This window comes from Micromonospora sp. NPDC048830 (assembly GCF_043198215.1).
Lineage (GTDB): Bacteria > Actinomycetota > Actinomycetes > Mycobacteriales > Micromonosporaceae > Micromonospora.
The window spans coordinates 161,397-182,225 of the sequence record NZ_JBICUP010000001.1; the positions used below are offsets into that span (position 1 = coordinate 161,397).

General features: G+C 72.8%; 17 protein-coding genes. 11 read left to right on the forward strand and 6 right to left on the reverse strand.

Features of this window, described 5'->3' with window-relative positions:
* Positions 1 to 56: 56 nt before the first annotated feature.
* The gene (locus tag ACGFIZ_RS00785; RefSeq protein WP_393414100.1) at positions 57 to 542 is read right to left on the reverse strand and encodes a methylated-DNA--[protein]-cysteine S-methyltransferase; all 486 of its coding nucleotides are present in this window, start codon (positions 540 to 542) and stop codon (positions 57 to 59) included.
* 7 nt (positions 543 to 549) lie between these two features.
* A complete protein-coding gene (locus ACGFIZ_RS00790) occupies positions 550 to 1,077 on the reverse strand; it encodes a hypothetical protein (RefSeq protein WP_393414103.1) in 528 nt (175 codons plus the stop codon).
* Positions 1,078 to 1,161: 84 nt separating this feature from the next.
* Here ACGFIZ_RS00790 and ACGFIZ_RS00795 point away from each other — a divergent pair, with 84 nt between their 5' ends.
* Both ACGFIZ_RS00795 and ACGFIZ_RS00800 read left to right on the forward strand, forming a co-directional pair.
* A complete protein-coding gene (locus tag ACGFIZ_RS00795; protein WP_393414106.1) occupies positions 1,162 to 1,674 on the forward strand; it encodes a hypothetical protein in 513 nt (170 codons plus the stop codon).
* Positions 1,675 to 1,707: 33 nt separating this feature from the next.
* Positions 1,708 to 3,228: a flotillin family protein gene (locus ACGFIZ_RS00800; protein ID WP_393414109.1), complete on the forward strand. Its 1,521-nt coding sequence runs from the start codon at positions 1,708 to 1,710 to the stop codon at positions 3,226 to 3,228.
* A gap of 210 nt (positions 3,229 to 3,438) precedes the next feature.
* Here ACGFIZ_RS00800 and ACGFIZ_RS00805 read toward each other — a convergent pair whose 3' ends face one another.
* On the reverse strand, positions 3,439 to 5,538 hold the full coding sequence (locus tag ACGFIZ_RS00805; protein WP_393414111.1) for a S8 family serine peptidase: 2,100 nt from the start codon (positions 5,536 to 5,538) through the stop codon (positions 3,439 to 3,441).
* A gap of 228 nt (positions 5,539 to 5,766) precedes the next feature.
* Entirely contained in the window at positions 5,767 to 7,227 is a 1,461-nt protein-coding gene (locus ACGFIZ_RS00810; RefSeq protein ID WP_393414114.1) for a CCA tRNA nucleotidyltransferase, read from the reverse strand.
* Between the two features lie 125 nt (positions 7,228 to 7,352).
* Between ACGFIZ_RS00810 and murJ the strand changes: the two genes are divergently transcribed.
* The 7 genes from murJ (at position 7,353) to ACGFIZ_RS00845 (ending at position 15,993) form a co-directional block, all read left to right on the forward strand.
* Positions 7,353 to 9,095 carry a murein biosynthesis integral membrane protein MurJ gene (gene murJ / locus ACGFIZ_RS00815; RefSeq protein ID WP_393414117.1) on the forward strand — a complete coding sequence of 581 codons (1,743 nt, stop codon included), beginning with the start codon at positions 7,353 to 7,355 and terminating at the stop codon, positions 9,093 to 9,095.
* A gap of 459 nt (positions 9,096 to 9,554) precedes the next feature.
* Positions 9,555 to 11,159 (forward strand): protein kinase family protein, encoded by a 1,605-nt coding sequence (locus ACGFIZ_RS00820; protein ID WP_393414120.1) that lies wholly within the window; start codon positions 9,555 to 9,557, stop codon positions 11,157 to 11,159.
* Positions 11,160 to 11,202: 43 nt separating this feature from the next.
* Positions 11,203 to 11,982, forward strand: coding sequence for an RNA polymerase sigma factor SigM (gene sigM / locus ACGFIZ_RS00825; RefSeq protein WP_393414839.1), 780 nt, complete (start codon positions 11,203 to 11,205; stop codon positions 11,980 to 11,982).
* On the forward strand, positions 11,979 to 12,992 hold the full coding sequence (locus ACGFIZ_RS00830; protein ID WP_393414123.1) for a hypothetical protein: 1,014 nt from the start codon (positions 11,979 to 11,981) through the stop codon (positions 12,990 to 12,992). The genes sigM and ACGFIZ_RS00830 overlap by 4 nt, the downstream gene beginning before the upstream one ends.
* 244 nt (positions 12,993 to 13,236) lie before the next feature.
* Positions 13,237 to 14,190: a thioredoxin-disulfide reductase gene (gene trxB, locus ACGFIZ_RS00835; protein WP_393414126.1), complete on the forward strand. Its 954-nt coding sequence runs from the start codon at positions 13,237 to 13,239 to the stop codon at positions 14,188 to 14,190.
* A 63-nt stretch (positions 14,191 to 14,253) separates the two neighbouring features.
* The gene (gene trxA, locus ACGFIZ_RS00840) at positions 14,254 to 14,577 is read left to right on the forward strand and encodes a thioredoxin (protein ID WP_393414129.1); all 324 of its coding nucleotides are present in this window, start codon (positions 14,254 to 14,256) and stop codon (positions 14,575 to 14,577) included.
* A gap of 216 nt (positions 14,578 to 14,793) precedes the next feature.
* The gene (locus ACGFIZ_RS00845; protein ID WP_393414132.1) at positions 14,794 to 15,993 is read left to right on the forward strand and encodes an N-acetylmuramoyl-L-alanine amidase; all 1,200 of its coding nucleotides are present in this window, start codon (positions 14,794 to 14,796) and stop codon (positions 15,991 to 15,993) included.
* A gap of 14 nt (positions 15,994 to 16,007) precedes the next feature.
* On the opposite strand, the gene ACGFIZ_RS00850 is transcribed toward ACGFIZ_RS00845, so the two are convergent.
* The gene (locus ACGFIZ_RS00850) at positions 16,008 to 16,673 is read right to left on the reverse strand and encodes a GNAT family N-acetyltransferase (protein WP_393414134.1); all 666 of its coding nucleotides are present in this window, start codon (positions 16,671 to 16,673) and stop codon (positions 16,008 to 16,010) included.
* Positions 16,674 to 17,064: 391 nt separating this feature from the next.
* On the opposite strand from ACGFIZ_RS00850, the gene ACGFIZ_RS00855 reads away from it, so the two are divergent.
* Positions 17,065 to 18,378, forward strand: a complete 1,314-nt coding sequence (locus ACGFIZ_RS00855) for a PLP-dependent aminotransferase family protein (protein WP_393414137.1) — start codon at positions 17,065 to 17,067, stop codon at positions 18,376 to 18,378.
* A 7-nt stretch (positions 18,379 to 18,385) separates the two neighbouring features.
* Complete coding sequence (locus ACGFIZ_RS00860; protein WP_347671712.1) at positions 18,386 to 19,381, forward strand: D-alanine--D-alanine ligase; 996 nt, start codon at positions 18,386 to 18,388, stop codon at positions 19,379 to 19,381.
* A gap of 57 nt (positions 19,382 to 19,438) precedes the next feature.
* On the opposite strand, the gene ACGFIZ_RS00865 is transcribed toward ACGFIZ_RS00860, so the two are convergent.
* The gene (locus ACGFIZ_RS00865; RefSeq protein WP_393414141.1) at positions 19,439 to 20,203 is read right to left on the reverse strand and encodes a hypothetical protein; all 765 of its coding nucleotides are present in this window, start codon (positions 20,201 to 20,203) and stop codon (positions 19,439 to 19,441) included.
* Between the last annotated feature and the right edge of the window lie 626 nt (positions 20,204 to 20,829).

Below are 20,829 nucleotides of genomic sequence, written 5' to 3' on the forward strand. Positions count from 1 at the left end.
CACGACCGAGGGCCGGGCCCGCACGGACCCGGCCCTCGACGCGTCAGCAGGCCCGGTCAGCTGCCGGACCAGGCGCGTCGCAGGGCGACGCCCGCTTCCAACTCCAGCAGCGTCACCTTGCGCGGCAGCCCGCCGCCGAAGCCGACGAGCCTGCCGCCCGCGCCGACGATCCGGTGGCAGGGCACGATCACGGGAATCGGGTTCCGGTTGCAGGCCACCCCGACCGCCCGGGCCGCCCCCGGGTCCCCGAGCGCCTTCGCCACCTCGCCGTAGGTCAGCGTCTCCCCGTACGGGATGCGGGTCATCTCCCGCCACACCGCGCGCTCGAACTCCGAGCCCCGGCGCACCAACACCGGGACCGTGAACTCGGTCAGCTCGCCGGCGAAGTACGCCCGCAGCTCCGCCAGCGCCCGGCCGGACAGCTCGTCGACCGGCGTCTCGGCCGCCGACTCCACCCGACCGAAGTGCGCGCCGCACACCCCGTCGTCGTCGGTGGCCACGGAGAACTCGCCGATCGGGGAGTCGAGCACGGTCCAGCGCACCCGCCGATTATCCCTCCGGGTCCCGCCCGGTGATCGGCACCAGGGTCTCCCCGGCGAGGGTCCTCCCGGTCGCGTCGAGCGGGGTCACCGGGACGGCCTCGTCAGCCTCTGTCAGAACGGGCGCGGGGACCAGGAACACCTGGGAGTGGACGCTCGCCCGCACCGCCGCCTCGCCCGACCCCACGGAGACGGCCTGCGCTCCGGGCGTCGGCACGCGACCGACGAGCCCGCCCAGCACCTCGCTCACCTCGTACCCGGTGCCGCCGCCCCCACCCGCCGCGCCGACGGCCGCCTCGTGCCGGTTGGCGGCGAGGCGCTCGACGTACCAGCCGGACGGTCCCGTGAAGAGGCGCAGCGTGTGGTCGCCCGGCAGGACGACCGTGTCGGCGAGGGCGTAGCCCTCGGGCGGTCGCCACTGTTGCCGCGGCTGGGCCGGCGAGTCGGGGGCGAACACGACGACGGCCGCGACGACGAGTGCGGCGGCGGCGAGCCCGAGCAGGCTCCGCGCGTTCGTCCGGGCCCTGGAGGCGTCCATCACGCCATCGTCGCAGCCACCCGCCACCGCCGGCATCCCGGTAGCGCCGCCGGGGGCGTTGCGTCGCGCCGGTACGGTCGGGCCGTGGCCACGGGGACCCTCATCTTTCTCGTCATCGGCGGCGCGGGCATCGGCGTGCTGGCGCTGGCTCTGCTCGGCACCGAGTTGCTCCACCTCGGCCACGCCGACGTGGACGGGCCGGTGTCGGTCGAGACGGTCGCGGGGTTCGCGGGCGCGTTCGGCTTCGGGGCCGCGATCGTCAACGAGCTGCTCGGTGGGCGTACCCCCGGCATGATCGCGGCGGCGGCGGCCGGCGGCGCGCTCGCGGCGGTGCCCACGGCGTGGCTCGCGGCCCGGCTCAGCCGGTCGGCGCGGAACATGCGCACCGACCCCACCCCCACCCGCAACGACCTCGTCGGCGCGCTCGGCCTGGTCGTGACGCCGGTGCCGGCCGCCGGCTACGGCGAGGTACGGGTCCGCGTCGCCGGCCAGCCGGTGAAGCTCAACGCCCGCGCCGACCGGCCGATCCCCTTGGGCGCCCGGGTCTTCGTAGTGGAGGCCCTCAGCGAAACCAGCGTGCACGTCGAGACCTACTGAATCTCGCTCCTTCCCGCAGAGACGGAAAGTCCCATGCCTCTCGTCATCGCCATCGGCGGCGCGGTCCTCCTCGCCGTCGTACTCGTCCTGTTCGTGCTCTCCCGGATCAAGGTCGCCGGGCCCAACGAGGCGTTCATCGTCACCGGGCGCAAGGGCCGCACCACCCAGACCGCGGACGGCGGTCGGTCCACCGACATGTCCGGCCAGAAGGTCGTCCTCGGCGCGTCGGTCTTCGTCCTGCCGGTGGTGCAGAAGCTGCAGTCGCTGGACCTGTCCAGCCGGCGGATCGACGTCGGCATCAAGGGCGCCGTGAGCAAGCAGGGCATCCGCACCGAGCTGCACGGCGTGGCCATCGTCAAGGTCGGCGGCACCGAGGACGCCATCCGCGCCGCCGCGCAGCGTTTCCTGCACCAGCAGTCCGAGATCGACAACTTCACCCGGGAGGTGCTGGCGGGCGCGCTGCGCTCGATCGTCGGCCGGCTCACCGTCGAGGAGATCATCCGGGACCGGGCGGCGTTCGCCAGTGCGGTCGCGGAGGAGGCCGAGCACTCGATGACCAACCAGGGTCTGGTGCTCGACACGTTCCAGCTCCAGGACATCCTGGCCGAGGGGTCGTACCTGCAGGACCTGGGCCGGCCGGAGGCGGCGCGGGTGCTCAAGGACGCCTCGATCGCCGAGGCCCGGGCCCGGCAGCAGGCCGAGCAGGAGCGGCTGCTGGCCGAGGGGGCCATCGCCGAGGCGAACCGGAACCTGGCGCTGAAGCAGGCCGCCATCCAGGCCGAGATCGACGCCGCCAAGGCGAAGTCGGCGGCGGCCGGGCCGCTCGCCCAGGCCGAGCGGGACCAGGCGATCCTCTCCGAGCAGCAGAAGGTGGCGGAGCGCAACGCCGAGCTGAAGCAGCGCCAGCTCGACACGGAGGTGCGCAAGCCGGCCGACGCGGCCCGGTACAAGGTCGAGCAGGAGGCCGAGGCGGCCCGCAACGCGGCGGTGCTCAACGCCGACGCGCAGCGGCAGGCCACGATCGCCGCCGCGCAGGCCGCCGCGGAGCAGGCCCGGCTCACCGGTGAGGGCGAGCGGGCCCGGCGGGCGGCGCTGGCCGAGGCGAACGCGATCGAGGGCGTCAAGGAGGGCGAGGCCGAACAGCGCCGGCGTACCGCCATCGCCGAGGCGGTCGAGCGGGAGGGTCAGGCCGAGGCCGCGGCCATCCTGGCCAAGGGTCAGGCGGAGGCCGAGGCGATGGCCCGCAAGGCCGAGGCGTTCGCCGCGTACGGGGAGGCCGCCGTGCTGGACCTGCTGGTCCGGGTGCTGCCGCAGGTGGTCGAGGCGGCCAGCGCCCCGATCGGCGCGATCGACAAGATGACGGTGATCTCCACCGACGGCGCGTCGTCGCTGACGAAGTCGGTGGCGAGCAACGTGGCGCAGGGGCTCCAGCTCGGCACCGACCTGACCGGCATCGACCTGGCTGGCCTGCTCGCCCGGCTCTCGTCCGCCCGGTCGGGCGACGGCGCGGTCGCGGTCGCGGGGCCGGCCGACGGCACGCCGGCCCGGAGCTGATCCGCAGGCGACACATCCGATGGCCGGGCCCGGTGACGGGCCCGGCCATCGTCGTTTGAGGCCGGAAACGGGCCCGGCCAGCATCGTTCGGGGCCGGAAACGGGCAGCGCCCGCCGGCCACGCCGGTCGTTCAGGGCCGAAAACCGGCGGCGCCCACCGGCGCCACCCCGGTCGGGGCGGTGCCGGCGGGCGCCGGGTGGTGCTGGTCCGTCAGGCGATGTCGATGGTGAACTGCTCCCAGGAGCCGACGGAGGTGCTCTTGGCGATCAGCGGCTTGCTGCCACCGCTGTCCGCCTTGACGATCTTCAGGTTCGCGTTCGCGTACAGGTGGACGGTGCCGTCCGGGTGGTGCCAGTCGACGTAGTACGCCTCCCAGGCGTTGATCGAGCTGGCCTTGGCCAGCAGCGGCAGGGAGCCGCCGCTCTGCGCGGTCACGTACCGGTTGTTGACCAGCGCGCGGAGGGCGATCCAGCCGTCACCGAGGTCGACGAGCTCGAACCTCTCCCAGGTGCTGACCGAGCTGCTGCGGGCGAGCAGCGGCTTGCTGCCGGCACCGTCCGCCGCGACGTACTTGCCGTTCGCCTTGGCCTTGATGCTCACGGTCGGGTTCGGCGCCTCGAAGTCGAACTTCTCCCAGCTGCTGATCGCGCTGCTCTTGGCGATCAGCGGCTTGCTGCCCGCGCCGTCGGCCGCGACGTACTTGCCGTTGGCCATGGACTTGAGGCTGACGCTGCCGTCGGTGTTGTCGACGAGCGCGAACTTCTCCCAGGTGCCGATCGCGCTGCTGCGGGCGATCAGCGGCTTGCTGCCGCCGCTCTCCGCCACGACGTACTTGCCGTTGGCCTTCGACTTGAGGGCCACCAGCCCGCTGCCGAGGGACACGACGTCGAACTTCTCCCACGTCTGGAGCTGCCAGCTCTTGGCGAGCAGCGGCAGGCTGCCGCCGCTCTGCGCCACGACCAGGCTGTCGTTGATCCGGGCCCGCAGGCCGACGGAGCTGCGGGTGATCACCGCCGACCCGACGTGCAGCAGCCGGTCCACGCTGCCCGTGGGGCCGACCACCGCGCCGGAGATGCCGGTGGTGACGATGCTGTTGCGCACCTGCTGCGGGGTCCAGCTCGGGTTCTGGGCGAGCAGCAGCGCCGCCGCGCCGGCCACGTGCGGCGCGGCCATCGAGGTGCCGTTCAGCGTCGCCGTCGCGGTGGTGCTCCCGATGTAGGCGGAGGTGATGCCGACGCCGGGGGCGAAGATGTCCAGGCAGGAGCCGTAGTTCGAGAACCCGGCCTTCATGTCGATCCGGTCGGTGGCGCCGACGGTGATCGCGGCCGACGTCCGGGCCGGGGAGTAGGCGCAGGCGTCGTCCGCCTCGTTGCCCGCGGAGACGGTGTAGGTGACGCCCGCGGCGATGGAGGCGGCGACCGCGTCGTCCAGGGGCAGGTCCGTCGGGCCGCCGAGGCTCATGTTCGCCACGGCCGGCTTGTCGGAGGCCTGGGCCTGGCCGGTCACGAAGTCGATGCCGGCGACGACCTCCTCGGTGGTGCCGAAGCCTTCGCAGTCGAGCACACGCACCGCGACCAGGTTGACGTCCTTGGCGACGCCGTACCGGGTGCCGCCCACCGTGCCCGCGACGTGCGTGCCGTGGCCGTTGCAGTCGGTGGTGATGCCGTCGTAGACCGCGTTGAAGCCGAAGCTCGCGCGGCCCCCGAAGTCCTGGTGGTTGATGTCGATGCCGGTGTCGATGATGTACGCGGTGACATCGCTGGCCGACGCCGACGGGTAGTTGTAGGTGCCGCCCAGCTTGGGGGTGGTCTGGTCGATCCGGTCCAGGCCCCAGGAGGGCGGGTTGGACTGGCTGCCGTCCAGCTTGTACCGGCGGACCGGCTGGACGTACTCGACGTCCGGGTCGGCCGCCAGGCGCTTCGCCTGGGCGGGCGTGAGCTGCGCGGAGTAGCCGCGCAGGCCACTGGTGAAGATCTTGCGGACCGTGCCGCCGTTGCTCTTCGTCAGCGCGTTCACGGCGCTGCGGGTGGCCTTCGGGGTGGCCTTGTCGTTCTTGAGCTTCACGATGTAGCGGCCCGGCACGACGGCGCCGATACCCTCCCGCGTCTGCGGGCGGGCCGGGGCGGTGAGGGTGGGCCGTACCGGGTTGGCGGCTTCCAGGCCGAGCGGGTCCGGGCTGGCCTGGGGGGCCGGGGTGGTGGTGGGGTCGGCCATCGCGGCACCGGCCGTGGTGGCGCAGACGATGGAGGTGACGGAGGCGAGGGCGATCCCGGCCACCGCGGTGCGGCGCATGCCGCCACGGAATCTCACTGAATGATCTCCCCGTTGGGTCATCGGCCGTCCATGCCGAACGGCCGGAAACGATGAGACAGCCTCGTCTGACGACACGAGGCCGGAACGATGTTCCACCATCATGGATGCTGGTGAAAGGAAATTACCTCAGTCGATCGGGCGATACGACCACATACGGTTGTCACTTTTCCGACCGTTCGGATGATCTTAGGACCGGACGGGGTACCGGGGACACGGGCGGCCCCCTCAGTCGGTGACGCCCTGCTCGCGAGCCCAGCGGAGCAGCTCCGCCTCGGCCTCCTCGCGGTCCAGCGGGCCGCGTTCCAGCCGCAGCTCCTTGAGGTACTTCCAGGCCCGCCCCACGATCGGCCCCGGCGGTACGCCGAGCAGCTCCATGATCGCGTTGCCGTCCAGGTCGGGGCGGACCCGGGCCAGGTCCTCCTCCGCCGCGATCCGGGCGATCCGCTCCTCCAGCGCGTCGTAGTCGGCGGCGAGCTGGGCGGCCTTGCGACGGTTGCGGGTGGTGCAGTCCGATCGGGTCAGCTTGTGCAACCGGGGCAGCAGGTCGCCGGCGTCGGTGACGTACCGGCGCACCGCCGAGTCGGTCCACTCGCCGCGGCCGTACCCGTAGAAGCGCAGGTGCAGGCCGACCAGCTTGGCCACCTGGGTGGTGACGTCCTTCGGGTAGCGCAGGGCCTTCATCCGGGCCTTGGTCAGCCGCGCGCCGACCACCTCGTGGTGGTGGAAGCTGACCCGGCCGTCCGACCCGACCGCCTTGGTGGCCGGCTTGCCGACGTCGTGCAGGAGCGCGGCCAGCCGCAGGATGAAGTCGCAGCCGTCCGTCTCGTACGACACGGCGTTACGGACCACGGTGAGCGTGTGCTCGTAGACGTCCTTGTGCTGGGCGTGCTCGTCGATCTCCAGCTTGAGCCCGGTCAGCTCGGGCAGGAAGCGGTCGGCCAGCCCGGTGTCGACCAGCAGCCGCAGCCCGGTGACCGGGTCCGCGCCGCAGAGCAGCTTGGTGAACTCGTCCCGGATCCGCTCGGCGGTGATCCGGTCCAGGTCGGCGGCCATCGCGGTCATCGCCTCGCGTACGTCCGGGTGCACGGCGAAGCGCAGTTGGGCGGCGAAGCGGGCCGCCCGCAGCATCCGCAGCGGGTCGTCGCGGAACGACTCGACGGGGGTACCGGGGGTGCGGATCACCTTCGCCGCGAGGTCGTCGAGGCCGCCGTACGGGTCGGCGAACCGGTGCTCGGGCAGGCTCACGGCCATCGCGTTGATGGTGAAGTCGCGCCGCCGCAGGTCCTCGGTGAGGCTGGTGCCGTACTCGACGATCGGGTTGCGGCTCACCTGGTCGTACGCCTCGGCGCGGAACGTGGTGATCTCCAGCCGCAGCCCGTCGCGCTGGCAGCCGATGGTGCCGAACTCGCGTCCGGTCTCCCAGATCGACTCCGCCCAGCCGCGGACGATCCGCACGGTCTGGTCGGGGTGGGCGTCGGTGCAGAAGTCGAGGTCCTCGCCGAGCCGGCCGAGCAGGGCGTCGCGCACGGAGCCGCCCACCAGGTGCAGCTCGTGGCCGGCCTTCGCGAACCGGCGACCCAGTTCGTCGGCGACCGGGGAGACGCGGAGCAGTTCGGCGACGGCGTTGCGCTGGGCGGCGGTGAGCTCGCGGCGGTCGGCGGCGTGGGCAGCGGAGGATTCGGACATGGGATCGCCAGACTATCGGGCCGCCTCGGGAACTGGTCCGCCGGGCGTGGTTGGCACCGGCGAGTTGACTAAGGTCTGGGGATGCGGGCCGGTCACGGCTCCGACGTACCCCCTGGAGGCTGGACATGGGCGGCGGGCTCTACCGCAGCGCGAACGCCGCGCAGGGCGGCGGTCGGCCGCCCGGCGACGACGCCACCTTCATCTCGGCGGAGCCGCTGAACCAGCCCGCCGCGGAGGCCGTCGCGCCGCCGCAGGAGGTGGTCGCGGAGACCAGCGCCGCCGCCAACAGCGCGGTGATGGCCATCGGCAGCCTGGTCAGCCGGGGTACGGGCTTCATCCGCAACCTGATGATCGGCGCGGCGCTCGGCAACCTGATCGGCAACGTCTACACCACCGCCCAGTTCCTGCCGAACCAGGTGTACGAGTTCCTGCTCGGCGGCGTGCTGACCAGCGTGCTGGTCCCGGTGCTGGTGCGGCGGCGCAAGCTCGACCCGGACCGCGGCGAGGCGTACGCCCAGCGGCTGCTCACCCTCGGGGTGCTCGCGCTCGCCGTGGCCGCGCTGCTCGCGACCGCCTCGGCGTCGGTGCTGACCGCGATCTACGCAAGCGGCAAGGACAAGGCGTACGTCGAACTGGTCAACGACCTGTCCTATCTGATGCTGCCGATGCTGTTCTTCACGGGCGTCAGCGCGCTGGTCACCGCCGTGCTGAACACGCGGGGTCACTTCGCCGCGCCGATGTGGGCGCCGATCCTGAACAACCTGGTGGTCATCGGCGTCGGCGGGCTCTACATCGCCACGTTCGGCGCAAAGCCCCTCCAGCCGGACCAGATGGACGCCGGCCGGATCCTGCTGATCGGCGGCGGCACGCTGCTCGGCGTGGCGGTGCAGACCGCCGGGCTGCTGCCGGCGCTGCGTAAGGTCGGCTTCCGCTGGAAGTGGCGGTTCGACTTCGGCAAGCTGGGACTGCGCGAGCTGGCCCACCTCGGCACCTGGATGTTCTGCTACGTCGCGGTCAACCAGGTCGGCCTGTTCGTGGTGGTCAACCTGCTGACCCGGGCGGCCGGCGAGGACAGCGCCGGCCTCCTGATCTACAACAACGTCTTCCTGCTGCTGATGATGGCGCACGGCATCATCGCCGTCTCGATCATCACCGCCCTGATGCCGCGGATGAGCGCGGCCGCCGCCGACGGCCGCTTCGCCGACGTGACCGCCGACCTGTCCCGGGGCACCCGCATGGTCACCGCGGTCCTGGCGCCGATCGCGGTCTGCTACGCGGTGCTGGCCGGCCCGATCTCCGTGGTCGTCTTCCGGTACGGCGCGTTCACCGGCGAGAACGCCGTGGCCACCTCGACCGTGCTGCTGGTCGCCGCGGTCGGGCTGGTGCCGTTCGCGATCAGCCAGCTCTTCACGTTCGCGTTCTACGCGCTGCCGGACACCAAGACGCCGGCAATGATCAACATTCCGGTGGTGGCGCTGCGGGTGCTGCTCCAGGTCGGGCTGTACCTCGCCTTCTCGGCCACCTTCGCCGCGGCGGGGATGATGCTCGGCAACGCCATCTCGTACGTCGCGGCGGCGGTGGCCTCCGCCATGCTGCTGCGGCCGCGGGTCGGCCGGATCGGGCTCGGCGTGATCATGCGGACCATGGGCAAGGTCGTCGTGGCCGCGCTCGGGGCGGCCCTGGTCGGCCTGCTCGTGGTCAACCTGCTGCCCGGCGACCCGGGCCACCTGAGTTGGCTGGCCGCCGCCGTCCGACTGGTCGTCGGCGGGGCGGTGATCGGGGGGACGTACCTGGGCCTGGCCATGGTGCTGCGGATCGGCGAGATCACCGAGGTGGTCGGGATGGTCCGCCGTCGTCTGGGCCGCTGAACCATCGCCGGGCTGCGCGGCTTCGGTCGGGGTGCACGCAGCGTGACGGCGGATCACCAGGGCTGGGGATGCACCTGTGGATAACTCCGTGATTCGCCGCTCAGCGGCCGTACGGCCCTGTGGACAACCAGCCGTACGGCCGAGCATGGCGGGCCGTTCGGGGGGGAACCCCGTCGGTGTCACCGGGGCGGCCGAGGGGGCGCCACACCGACGCGGCCCCTGCGACGACTACTTGCGGTCAACCTCTAGATTGGCTAGTACATGTGCCAGCAACGTGGCCGACAACGGTCGTAACCGGACGAGCGACGCAAGTCCCGGCACCTCAGCCGGGTCCGGCGGGAAGATGACATGTCGGGGAGGCGGGCAACCCGGGTAAGGTCGCTCTCGACGGATACGGCTGATCCGACGCTCGCGTCGACACCGTCGGCCGGTTCCCAAAGAGGCAGAGCGGGAAGCCACATGCCCAGCAGCGCGGGTCCATCGATCGACACGATCACCGAGGGAGGACGGGTGACCCAGGTCGGCGAGGGTCAGGAGGCGGAGGAGAGCGCTCCGCCCGTCATGACCTTCGGTGCTCCCACGGCCGGTGAGATCCTCGCCGAGCGGTACGAACTGGTCGAGCACATCAACAACGACAGTGCGGGCCGGTTGGTCTGGCGCGGGGTCGACGTCGTGCTGCGCCGTCCCGTCGCGGTCGTGCTGCGCTACCCGGGTGGCGACTCCGCCACCGAGATGCTCCAGGCGGCCGTCGCCGCCAGCAGGGTCATCCACCCCAACCTGGTCGGCGTCTACGACGCGATCGACGAGGGCGAGCGGGCGTACGTCGTCCGCGAGTGGGTCGACGGCCGCTCCCTGCGGGAACTGGTCGCCGACGGCCCGCTCGACCCGGGCCGGGCGACCGCGATCGGCAACGCCGTGGCGAGCGCACTGGCTGCCGTGCACGCCACGGGGATGGTGCACGGCAACGTCCACCCCGGCACGGTCATGATCAGCGATGAGGGCCGGGTGGTCCTCGCCGACGCGCGCACCGACGGGGCCGACAGCCAGGAGAACGACGTCCGCGCGATCGGCGGCGTCCTCTACTTCGCCCTGACCGGGCACTGGCCGCACGCCGAGGCCCCGCTGCACGGCGCCAGGGCCGGGCACGGCCGCGCCGCGATCCCGGACGCCGTGCGGGACGGCAGCGGCACCATCGCCGCTCCCCGCCAGGTCCGCGCCGGCGTGCCGGCCTACCTCGACGACCTCGCCATGGACCTGCTCGACGCGGGGATCGCCCCGCCGTCGTCGGACGTGCTCGCGGCCGAGCTGGCCCGGCTCGACATTCCCGTCGAGGACGACCAGTACCTGGAGCCGACCGGCCCGCTGCAGTTCGCCGCCGAGACCGGCGAGGAGCCGTCGCCGCTGGCGTCGGTCGGCGGGCGGAAGGTGGCGATCGGAATCGCCGGCCTGCTGGCGGTCGCGCTGGTCGGCCTGCTCATCGGGATCAGCGCCCTGGGCGGGGACGACAAGGGGCCCCAGACCGAGCCCGTCGCCAGGCCGGCGACCAGCGCCCCCGCCACCGAGGCCCCGGCCCCGGCCGAGCCGCGCAAGCTGAACGTCAGCGAGGTACGGATCGTCGACCCGGACAGCAGGCAGCGGAACGAGCTGAACGACGCCGAGAAGGTCATCGACGGCGACCAGGACGAGGGCTGGGAGACGGACACCTACACCCGGCCGAACTTCGGCAACCTGAAGGACGGCATGGGGGTCTGGATCGACCTGGGCGAGCCGCACACCGTGAAGTCCGTCCAGGCCGTCCTCTCCGCCACGGGGGCCTCCGCCCAGCTCTTCGCCGGCACCATCGACCCGCCGCCCACCTCGGCGGGCGACAAGCAGCTGTTCGCCAGCTACAAGAACACCCCGATCGGGCAGCCCTTCGAGCAGCACGACGGCACGAGGATGACCTTCGACGGGTTCGACGCGGACACGAAGTACCGGTACCTGCTGCTCTGGATCACCGAGCTACCGCCGAGCGAGGGCGGCTACAAGCTCGGCGTCCAGGAGATCACGGTCCAGGGGTCGTGAACCGGCGGCCGGGGACGGGGCGCCACGCCGATCGGGCGTGGTGATGGACGGCCACGGCGAGCGGACGACCGCCGCCCCGGCGCGCGGTCCGGGCGGCGCGCCGGTCGCCGTACCCACCGCCTCGACGCCGGATGTCGCCCCGACCGACGCCGAGCTGCTGCGCGCCCACGCCGCAGGCGACCGGGACGCCTTCACCGAGCTGTTCCACCGGCACCGGGACCGGCTCTGGGCGGTGGCCCTGCGGACGCTCGGCGACCGTGAGGAGGCGGCGGACGCACTCCAGGACGCGCTGCTCTCCGCCCACCGCGCGGCAGCCCGGTTCCGGGGCGACTCGGCCGTCACCACCTGGCTGCACCGGATCGTGGTCAACGCCTGCCTGGACCGGATCCGCCGCCGGCAGGCGCATCCCACCGTCCCGCTGCCGGACGGGACGCACGGCGCCGAGGGCGGCACGTCGGTGGCCGGAGTGGAGCCCGCCGCCCCGGTGCAGGACCACGACACCGCCCTGGTGGTCCGCCAGGCCCTCGCCGAGCTGCCCGTCGAGCAGCGGGCGGCGCTGGTCCTGGTCGACGTACAGGGCTACCCGGTCGCCGAGGTGGCCCGGATCCTCGGCGTGGCCGAGGGGACGGTCAAGAGCCGCTGCGCCCGGGGGCGTGCCCGCCTCGCCGTGGCCCTCGGTCACCTGCGGACGGGCTCCACCCCCGACGCTCCCGAACCGGGCCGGGACGTGCCCGGCGTCACGCGGGGGAACCCCCGGCGCAGCGCGGGCGTCCGATCGGGGTCGGGACGTTCCCGGCGCGACGCCAGCCAGGAGGAATCGTGACTGCCGGGGGGTTCAGGGAGGTCGACCTCGACCTGCTCGCCGACTACCTCGGCGGCGCGCTGGAGGGCACACCGGACGAGGCGCTCGTGGCCCGACTGGTCGAGCAGGACCCGGCCTGGGCGCAGGCCCATGCCGCGCTCGCGCCCGCCCTGTCCCGGGTCGCCGACGACCTCGCCGCCTGGGCCCGGCCGGTCCCCGAGATGCCGCTGGCCGTGGCCGACCGGATCGCCGCGGCGCTGGCCGGCGCCGGTCCGGCAGCGGCGGACGACACGGGCATGGTCGACGGTGCCATGGGCGCACCCGTGGCCGAGGGCACGGACGGGACCGCCAGCCCGGCCGGGCTGGACACGCCGGTGGCGGTGCCCGCACAGCCGGGCCCGCGGCGGGCACCGGTCGGGACGCGCCCGACCACCGGGCGCGGCACCGGCACCGGCCCGGGTCGGCGGCGGCGACGCTGGGCGCGGCTCGCCGGCCCGGTGGCCGTGGCCGCGGCCTCGGTCGTCGCCGTGGGACTGGGGATGAACCAGTTCGTCCGCAGCGGTGCCCGGGAGGACGCGTCGACCGTCAGCGAGGCCCCCGGAGCGGCGGCGAACAGCAACGGCTCGTTCCGCACGATCGCCGCCCCGCAGCACAGCGGCATGGACTGGACGCCCGAGGCGCTGGCCGGCGGCCCGTCGACGCGGGCGGCCGGGCCCACCAAGCTGTTCGGCCAGGAGCAGGGCCCGGCGCCGATGGGGGCCGAGGAGGACAAGCGCCGCCCGGCCGCCGCGGGGCTGGACCGGCTCGCCGGGCAGGACGCACTGGCGGCCTGTCTCGCGGCGGTCAGCGTCGAGCACGGCGCGGGCCCGCTCACCGTCGAGATGGTCGACTACGCCCGTTTCCAGGGCGCTCCGGCACTGGTCGTACGCTTCCTCGACCCGTCGATGCAGCGGTGGGCCTGGGTGAGCGGCCCCGAGTGCGGCGTACCCGGGTCCGGTGCCGACACGCGCTACCGCACGCGGGTAGGGTGAGGTCCCGGTTCGCCGGGTGGCCGTCCCTGGGGGCGACCAGCGGGGTGAGCGGCCCGATGGGGTCGACACGGAGTGGTGCGAGAACGTCCGCCACGTGACGTGACCCACCGGATGACCGACTCGGGAATCCCCACTTCGTACGATGACGTTCTGCAAGGCATGTAGCCGGCGTTCGTGCGGCGCCGGCTCTCCGACCGGCATCGGTGCGCGTGCCGATGGCGACCACACACATCGGGAGACGGCAGTGGACGAGGTCCGCAACCTGATCATCATCGGCTCCGGGCCGGCCGGTTACACGGCGGCGGTCTATGCCGCGCGCGCCAACCTCAAGCCCCTGGTCATCGAGGGCGTTCAGTCCGGCGGCGCGCTGATGACGACCACCGAGGTGGAAAACTTCCCCGGCTTCGCGGACGGCATCCTCGGTCCCGAGCTGATGGACAACATGCGCAAGCAGGCCGAGCGGTTCGGCGCCGAGTTCCGCACCGACGACGTCACCCGCGTCGAGCTCAGGGACACCGGCGAGGTGGGCTCGGACGCGGTCAGCACCGTCTGGGTGGGCGAGACGGAGTACCGGGCCAAGGCCGTGATCCTGGCCACCGGCTCGGCCTGGCGACCGCTGGGCGTGCCGGGCGAGCAGGAGTACCTCGGCCACGGCGTCTCGTCCTGCGCGACCTGCGACGGCTTCTTCTTCCGCAACCAGCACATCGTGGTGGTCGGCGGCGGCGACTCGGCGATGGAGGAGGCCAGCTTCCTCACTCGGTTCGCCGACTCGGTGACCATCATCCACCGCCGCGACTCCTTCCGGGCCAGCAAGATCATGGCCGAACGGGCGCTGGGCAACGACAAGATCAAGGTCGAGTGGAACTCGGTGGTCGAGGAGGTCCTCGGCGCCGACGGCAAGGTCTCCGGCGTACGGTTGCGCAACGTACACACCGGGGAGGCCAAGGTTCTCGACGTGACCGGCGTCTTCGTGGCGATCGGCCACGACCCCCGCAGCGAACTCTTCCGCGGTCAGGTGGAGGTGGACGACGAGGGGTACGTAAAGGTGCAGGCAACGAGCACCCGGACCAGCATCCCGGGCGTGTTCGCCGCCGGGGACGTGGTGGACCACACGTACCGTCAGGCGATCACCGCGGCCGGGACGGGCTGCGCCGCCGCCCTGGACGCCGAGCGCTTCATCGCCACGATCGCGGGCTGAGGCCCGGCGCGTGGCGCGCGAACGAGGAAAGAACGACAACCGTAGTCCCGGAGGAGGGTCATAGTGGGAGCGACAAAGGCGGTCACGGACGCCAGTTTCGCCACAGACGTGCTGAAGTCCGACAAGCCGGTGCTCGTCGACTTCTGGGCCGAGTGGTGCGGCCCGTGCCGCAAGGTCTCGCCGCTGCTCGAGGAGATCGCCGGCGAGATGGGCGACCAGGTCACCATCGTCAAGCTCAACATCGACGAGAACCCCGAGACCGCCCGCGCCTACCGGGTGATGTCCGTGCCGACGCTGACCGTGTTCAAGAACGGCGAGCCGGTCCAGTCGATCGCCGGCGCCAAGCCGAAGGGCGAGCTGGTCAGGCTGATCGAGTCCGCGCTCTGACGGACGCGTACCCGAAACCCCGCACCCGAATGGTGCGGGGTTTCGCGTTTGCGGCCTCGACCTCGCCCGACACCGCCACCTGGGCGGGTCGGACCGCATAACCTCAACCCGGGGCGGCCGACGGATCGGCCACGGCGCGCCCGGTGGGCGTCCGACCGCAGACCCCTCCCGCGGCGCGGGGTGGGCTGCCGGCATACGTGCGGAAGGGGGTCGAGGGTGCGTCCGATCCGACCCGGTGACCGGGGACCGTCGGTGACCGAAATCCGCAGCGTCCTGACCGGCCTCGACCTGCTCACCTCCGGACCCCAGCAGCCAGGCGGCGACGAGTTCGACGCCGAGATCGAACGCGCCGTCCGGGCGTTCCAGCAGTCCCGGGGGCTCAGCGTCGACGGCCGGGTCGGCGCGGAGACCTGGCGAGCCCTGGACGCCGCCCGCTGGCGGCTGGGCGCGCGCACCCTCTACCACGCCGTACCGGAGCCGCTGACCGGCGAGGACGTCCGCTCGCTCCAGGAACGCCTGCTCGAGATGGGGTACGACGTCGGCCGCGCCGACGCCATCTACGGCATCCGCACCTCCCGCGCGGTGGCACAGTTCCAGCGGGAGATGGGACTCCTGCCGGACGGTTCCTGCGGCCCGCACACGATGGGGGCGCTGCGCCGCCTCGGGCGCAAGGTCGTCGGCGGCCGGCCGCAGTGGCTGCGCGAGTCCGACGCCATCCGGCAGGCCGGGCCCACCCTGGTGGGGCGGACCGTCGTGATCGACCCGGGGCACGGCGGCACCGACCCCGGTGTGGTGGTGCCGGACGGTCCGCTGCGCTGGACGGAGGCGGACCTGGTGCACGACCTGGCCAGCCGGCTGGAGGGGCGGCTGGCCGCGGCGGGCGTACGGGTGCAGCTGACCCGGGGGCCGGCGTCGGGAAGCTGCCTGCCCGACGTGGAGCGGGCGCAGTTGGCCAACTCCCTGGGCGCGGACGTGTTCATCTCACTGCACGCCGACGGCCACGCCAACCCGGCCGCGGAGGGGGTGGCGACCTACCACTACGGCACCGACAACGGGGTGACGTCGGCGACGGGCGAGCGACTGGCCGGGCTGGTACAACGGGAGATCGTCGCGCGGACGGGCCTGCGGGACTGCCGTACCCACGCCAAATCCTGGGAGCTGCTGCGACTGACCCGGATGCCGGCGGTCCGGGTGGAGGTGGGCTACCTGACGTCACCGGTGGACCGGGGGCGGCTGGTCGACCCGCGGTTCCGGGACCGGGTCGTCGAGGCGATCGTGGCCGCCGTCCAGCGGATGTACTTCCCGATCGAACGGGACGTCCCCACCGGGTCGATCGACGTCAGCGAGCTACGCGCGGCGATCGCCGCGAACCGGGTGGGTACGGCCGAGCAGGGGCTGATCCGCCGGGCCGGCTGACCCGCCGGGCCGGCTCAGCCGGCGGTGGACCGGGTCGCCGGGGCGGGCCGGACCGGCCTGAGCAGCGTCTCCGGGCTCATCGAGCCGAGCAGCTTCTCCAGCGCGTACTCGACGTCGGACTTCCAGCTCAGCGCCGTGCGCAGCTCCAGCCGGAGGCGCGGGTAGCGGGGGTGCGGGCGGACGGTCTTGAAGCCCACCGAGAGGAAGTAGTCGGCGGGCGCGACACAGGCGCCGGGCCGCTCGACGTCGTCGCCGAACTTCGCGTCGCCGAACGCCTCGATCGCCTTGATCCCCCGCTTGGTGAGATCCCGGGCCACGCCCTGGACCAGCATCCGGCCCAGCCCGCCGCCGGCGAAGGGAGCGACCACGTGCGCCGTCATCAGCAGCGCGGCGTCGGCCGAGACGGGGGAGGTCGGGAACGCCATCGAGCGCGGCACGTAGGCCGGCGGGGCGTACATGAGGAAGCCGGCGGGCATCCCGTCGACGTAGGCGAGCTTGCCGCAGGAGCCCCACTCCAGCAGCGTCTGGGAGACCCAGGCCTCCTTCTCCAGGCCGGGGTCACCCGCGGCGCAGGCCCGGTCGGCCGAAACCGGATCAAGCTCCCAGTAGACGCACTGCCGGCACGGACGGGGCAGGTCTTCCAGGGTGTCGAGGGTCAAGCTGACCAGTCGTCGCGACATTGGCGCATCCCCACAATAGGCTCGGAGCTGAGACCAGCGCGGAACAACGCCGCCGCCTCTCGGTGCCCCCGACGAGCGATCGTACGCCGCCAGCCGACGGTACGGGAGGGGACGCGCGAACGCAGTCCCGGAAGCGCGCCGCAGCCGTCCGTGGCCCCGCCGGTCGGCGCAGCCGGCGGCCGGGTTCTCCGGTCCGGGATGTGGACGTCCGTCACGGGGTGGAGCCGCTGGTCAGGAGCAGGGACTACAATCGGGAACCAGCGTCCCGAGTCGGACCGTCGACCTGCGGAAAGAAACGAGTGCGCCGCCCAGCCGGCGCGTCGTCATGGTCTGCGGCCTCCTGGGTACCCCTGGTGGCTGGAGCCGCCCGACACGCGATCGAGGTGATGTCATGACGGGCACGACACTCGACGACTACACCGACCGGTACGCCCGCCGCGTCCGGGGCATGACCGCCTCGGAGATCCGCGCGCTGTTCGCGGTGGCCAGCCGGCCCGAGGTGGTCTCCCTCGCCGGCGGCGCGCCCTACATCGCCGCCCTGCCGCTCGACGCGGTCGGCGAGATGCTCGGCCGGCTCGGCTCCGAGCACGGCGTCACCACCCTGCAGTACGGGATCGGCCAGGGCACCCTGGAGCTGCGCGAGCGGATCTGCGAGGTGATGGCGCTCTCCGGCATCGACGCGTCCTGCGGCGCGTCCCCGGAGGACGTGGTGGTGACCGTCGGCGGGCAGCAGGCGTTGGACCTGGTGGCCCGACTCTTCCTCGACCCGGGTGACGTGGTGCTCGCCGAGGGGCCGACCTACGTCGGCGCACTCGGGGTGTTCCAGGCCGCCCAGGCGCAGGTGGTGCACGTGCCAATGGACGACGAGGGGCTGATCCCCGACGCCCTGGAGGCAGCGGTCACCGAGCTGGCGCGGGCCGGCCGGCGGGTCAAGTTCCTGTACACCATCCCGACGTACCAGAACCCCACGGGCGTGACGCTCAGCGAGGAACGGCGCGAACGGGTCCTCGACATCTGCGAGCGCGCCGGTCTGCTGGTGGTCGAGGACGACCCGTACGGCCAGTTGGGCTTCGAGGGAGACGCCCCGCGGCCGCTGCGGGCCCGGCGCCGCGACGGCGTCTTCTACCTCAGCACCTTCTCCAAGACCTTCGCTCCGGGTTTGCGCGTGGGCTGGATCCTCGCCCCGCACGCCGTCCGCGACAAGCTGGTCATCGCGAGCGAGGCGCAGATCCTCTGCCCCAGCGGCTACGCCCAGGCGGCGGTCGCCACCTACCTCGGGACCATGCCGTGGCGGGAGCAGCTCAAGGTGTACCAGGAGGTCTACCGCGAGCGCCGCGACGCCCTGCTCGCCGCGCTGGAGGACCTGATGCCGGAGGGCACCACCTGGACCAGGCCCGGTGGCGGCCTCTTCGTCTGGGCGACCCTGCCCGACGGGCTGGACTCGAAGGCGATGATGCCGCGGGCCATCGCGGCCCGCGTGGCGTACGTGCCGGGGACCGGCTTCTACGCGGACGGCGCCGGCGGCGGCCACATGCGGCTCAACTTCTCGTTCCCGCCCCCGGAGCGGATCCGTGAGGGCGTGCGCCGCCTGGCCGGCGTGATGGAGCAGGACATCGCCACGCGGCGGGTCTTCGGCTCGGTGGGGCTGCCCAGCCTGCGGCCTGGGCGGGCCGGCTCGGACGCCCCGGGACCCGACTTGGCATGATTCCCGCATGGCCGTGACTCCTGCCGAGCGAACCGTGACCGATCCCGCCCTGACCGACGAGCTGCACGTACTGGTGCTCGCCGGCGGTCTGTCGTACGAGCGAGACGTTTCGCTCCGGTCCGGCCGTCGGGTACTCGACGCGCTCCGGGCCGTAGGGATGGACGCGGTGCTACGGGACGCCGATGTCGCCCTGCTGCCGGCGCTGGCCGCGGACCCGCCGGACGCGGTGGTCATCGCCCTGCACGGGGCGACCGGCGAGGACGGCTCGCTGCGCGGAGTGCTCGACCTGTGCGATGTCCCGTACGTCGGCTGCGACGCCCGGGCCTCCCGCCTTGCCTGGGACAAGCCCTCCGCGAAGGCGGTGCTCCGCGAGGCCGGCATCCCCACGCCGGACTGGGTGGCCCTGCCGCACGACCGTTTCTCGGAGCTGGGCGCGGTGGCCGTGCTGGACCGGATCGTCGACCGGCTGGGGCTGCCGCTGATGGTGAAGCCGGCGCAGGGCGGCTCCGGGCTGGGCGCCGCGGTGGTCCGGGACGCGGCCGCGCTTCCCGCCGCGATGGTCGGCTGCTTCGGGTACGACTCGACGGCGCTGGTCGAGCGGTACGTTCCCGGCATGGACGTCGCGGTCTCGGTGGTCGACCTCGGGGCCGGGCCGCAGGCCCTGCCCGCCGTGGAGATCGTTCCCCGCAACGGCGTGTACGACTACGCGGCCCGGTACACGGCCGGCCGGACCACCTGGCACGCCCCGGCCCGGCTCGACCCGGAGGTGGCGAGCAAGGTGGCCGACGTGGCCGTTGCCGCGCACACCGCGCTCGGGCTACGGGACCTCTCCCGGGTGGATTTGATCGTCGACGCGGATGGCCAGCCGCACGTGCTGGAGGTCAACGTGTCCCCGGGAATGACCGAGACCTCCCTGCTGCCGCTCGCGGTCCAGGCCGCCGGCCTGGACTTCGGCCGGGTCCTCGGGTCGCTGGTGACCCGGGCCGCCGCCCGCCGAGTCTGACTTCCGGCGGGCGGACACGCTCAGCCGGTCAACGCGGGCTCACCGGTCAACGCCGGCTTACCGGTCGACGGGCACCTCCTCGTCGACCGGTTCCGCGATCTCCCCGGCCGCCTCGATGACCCCGATGGTCTCCTCCGCGCCAGCACCGTTCTCGGCGCCAGCACCGTTCTCGGCGCCAGCACCGTTCTCGGCACCAGCACCGTTCTCGGCGCCGGGCGGCGGAGCGGACAGGCTGGAGGGTGCCTGCCACTGGATCCGGGGCGGCTCGGCCAGCGGTCGGCCGCCGAACTCGGCCAGCCAGGCAGCCACCAGGGCCAGGTTCTCCCGCCACTGTGCCTCGGAGATCGGCGGGAGGATCGAGTCCCACAGCGACAGGAACGTCCCGCGCAGTTGAAGCCGCCCATACGGGCGGGCGAGGAACCACAGGTGCAGGTGCGCCGACCCGTCGCCCCAGCGGTTCACGTGGACCCGGGCGACGCCGTCCAGGGAGCGGATGGCCCGCTCCAGGCGGACCGTCATCACCCCGAGTTCCGCGGCCAGGAGGTTGGGCAGATCACCGAGGTCGAGGTGGGAGCGGGACTCCAGGATCAGCACCATTGGCAGCCCGGTCGGCCGGTCCATGGCGCGGACCCGCCACCGCTCGCCCACCCAGATGTACGCCTCGTCGGGCGCGGTGCACGCGGTGCATTCCCGGTCCTCCTCGCCCTTGCGCGGAGGTTCCACCGGGACCGGATCGTCGAGTTGCTTGACGCGGAGATCGCCCTCGAAGGGGAAGGAGGGCCAGGAGGTGAAGTCGGGGACTGAGGGAGGGGTGTCCTGCACGACGCTGACCCTAACCGAGCGGACCACCGCTGTCCCTACCTGATTCGTCCACCGCTGCCTACTCCACCACGCCAGTTTCACGCCGCAGTCGGGCGCTGATCCGGGCGCTGACCGCCGTCGTCCACACGTTATCCACAGGCGTCGGAGGGAAGCTGTAGGCGGCTCCATCCACAGGCTGACGCGGGTTTTCACACCGCGTTTCACGTGAAACGGAGCGGGCCTGTGGACAACAGCTGTGGATAACGACGAGCGGTGGGGCGAACGTTGTGCACAGGCCGGGGGCGCCCCACGCCCGCTCCCTCGTACCGGCACTCACGACAGGTGATCCAGTCGCGGTGAGGGCGGTTCGAGCTTCGTCGGTAACCGCTGGAATGCCGTGGGCGTTGTGACCCTCCGCTTGCTCGCCACGCGGCCGTCAAGCGCCGTTTCACGTGAAACCGGCAGAGGCCATTGAACGGGGGGCCGACTTCGTGCGGGTTCCCCCGGAGACCGTCGGGCCACCTGGCCGGGATGCGGGCCAAGCCAGTCTCGCCTTGCTTGGCGGCCATGCCCGCCTCAGTCGGGCGGCTCCCCCTCTGGGGCGGGCCTGCCCAGCCCCGACGCTCAGCGCCGACGGCAGGTCTGTG

Bases quoted from the DNA above. Each gene is read 5' to 3' on its own strand.
- ACGFIZ_RS00820 (WP_393414120.1), top strand. From the start codon at position 9,555: ATGCCCAGCAGCGCGGGTCCATCGATCGACACGATCACCGAGGGAGGA.
- sigM (WP_393414839.1), top strand. From the start codon at position 11,203: ATGGACGGCCACGGCGAGCGGACGACCGCCGCCCCGGCGCGCGGTCCG.
- murJ (WP_393414117.1), top strand. From the start codon at position 7,353: ATGGGCGGCGGGCTCTACCGCAGCGCGAACGCCGCGCAGGGCGGCGGT.
- ACGFIZ_RS00860 (WP_347671712.1), top strand. From the start codon at position 18,386: ATGGCCGTGACTCCTGCCGAGCGAACCGTGACCGATCCCGCCCTGACC.
- ACGFIZ_RS00810 (WP_393414114.1), bottom strand. From the start codon at position 7,227: ATGTCCGAATCCTCCGCTGCCCACGCCGCCGACCGCCGCGAGCTCACC.
- ACGFIZ_RS00800 (WP_393414109.1), top strand. From the start codon at position 1,708: ATGCCTCTCGTCATCGCCATCGGCGGCGCGGTCCTCCTCGCCGTCGTA.
- ACGFIZ_RS00850 (WP_393414134.1), bottom strand. From the start codon at position 16,673: ATGTCGCGACGACTGGTCAGCTTGACCCTCGACACCCTGGAAGACCTG.
- ACGFIZ_RS00855 (WP_393414137.1), top strand. From the start codon at position 17,065: ATGACGGGCACGACACTCGACGACTACACCGACCGGTACGCCCGCCGC.
- ACGFIZ_RS00790 (WP_393414103.1), bottom strand. From the start codon at position 1,077: ATGGACGCCTCCAGGGCCCGGACGAACGCGCGGAGCCTGCTCGGGCTC.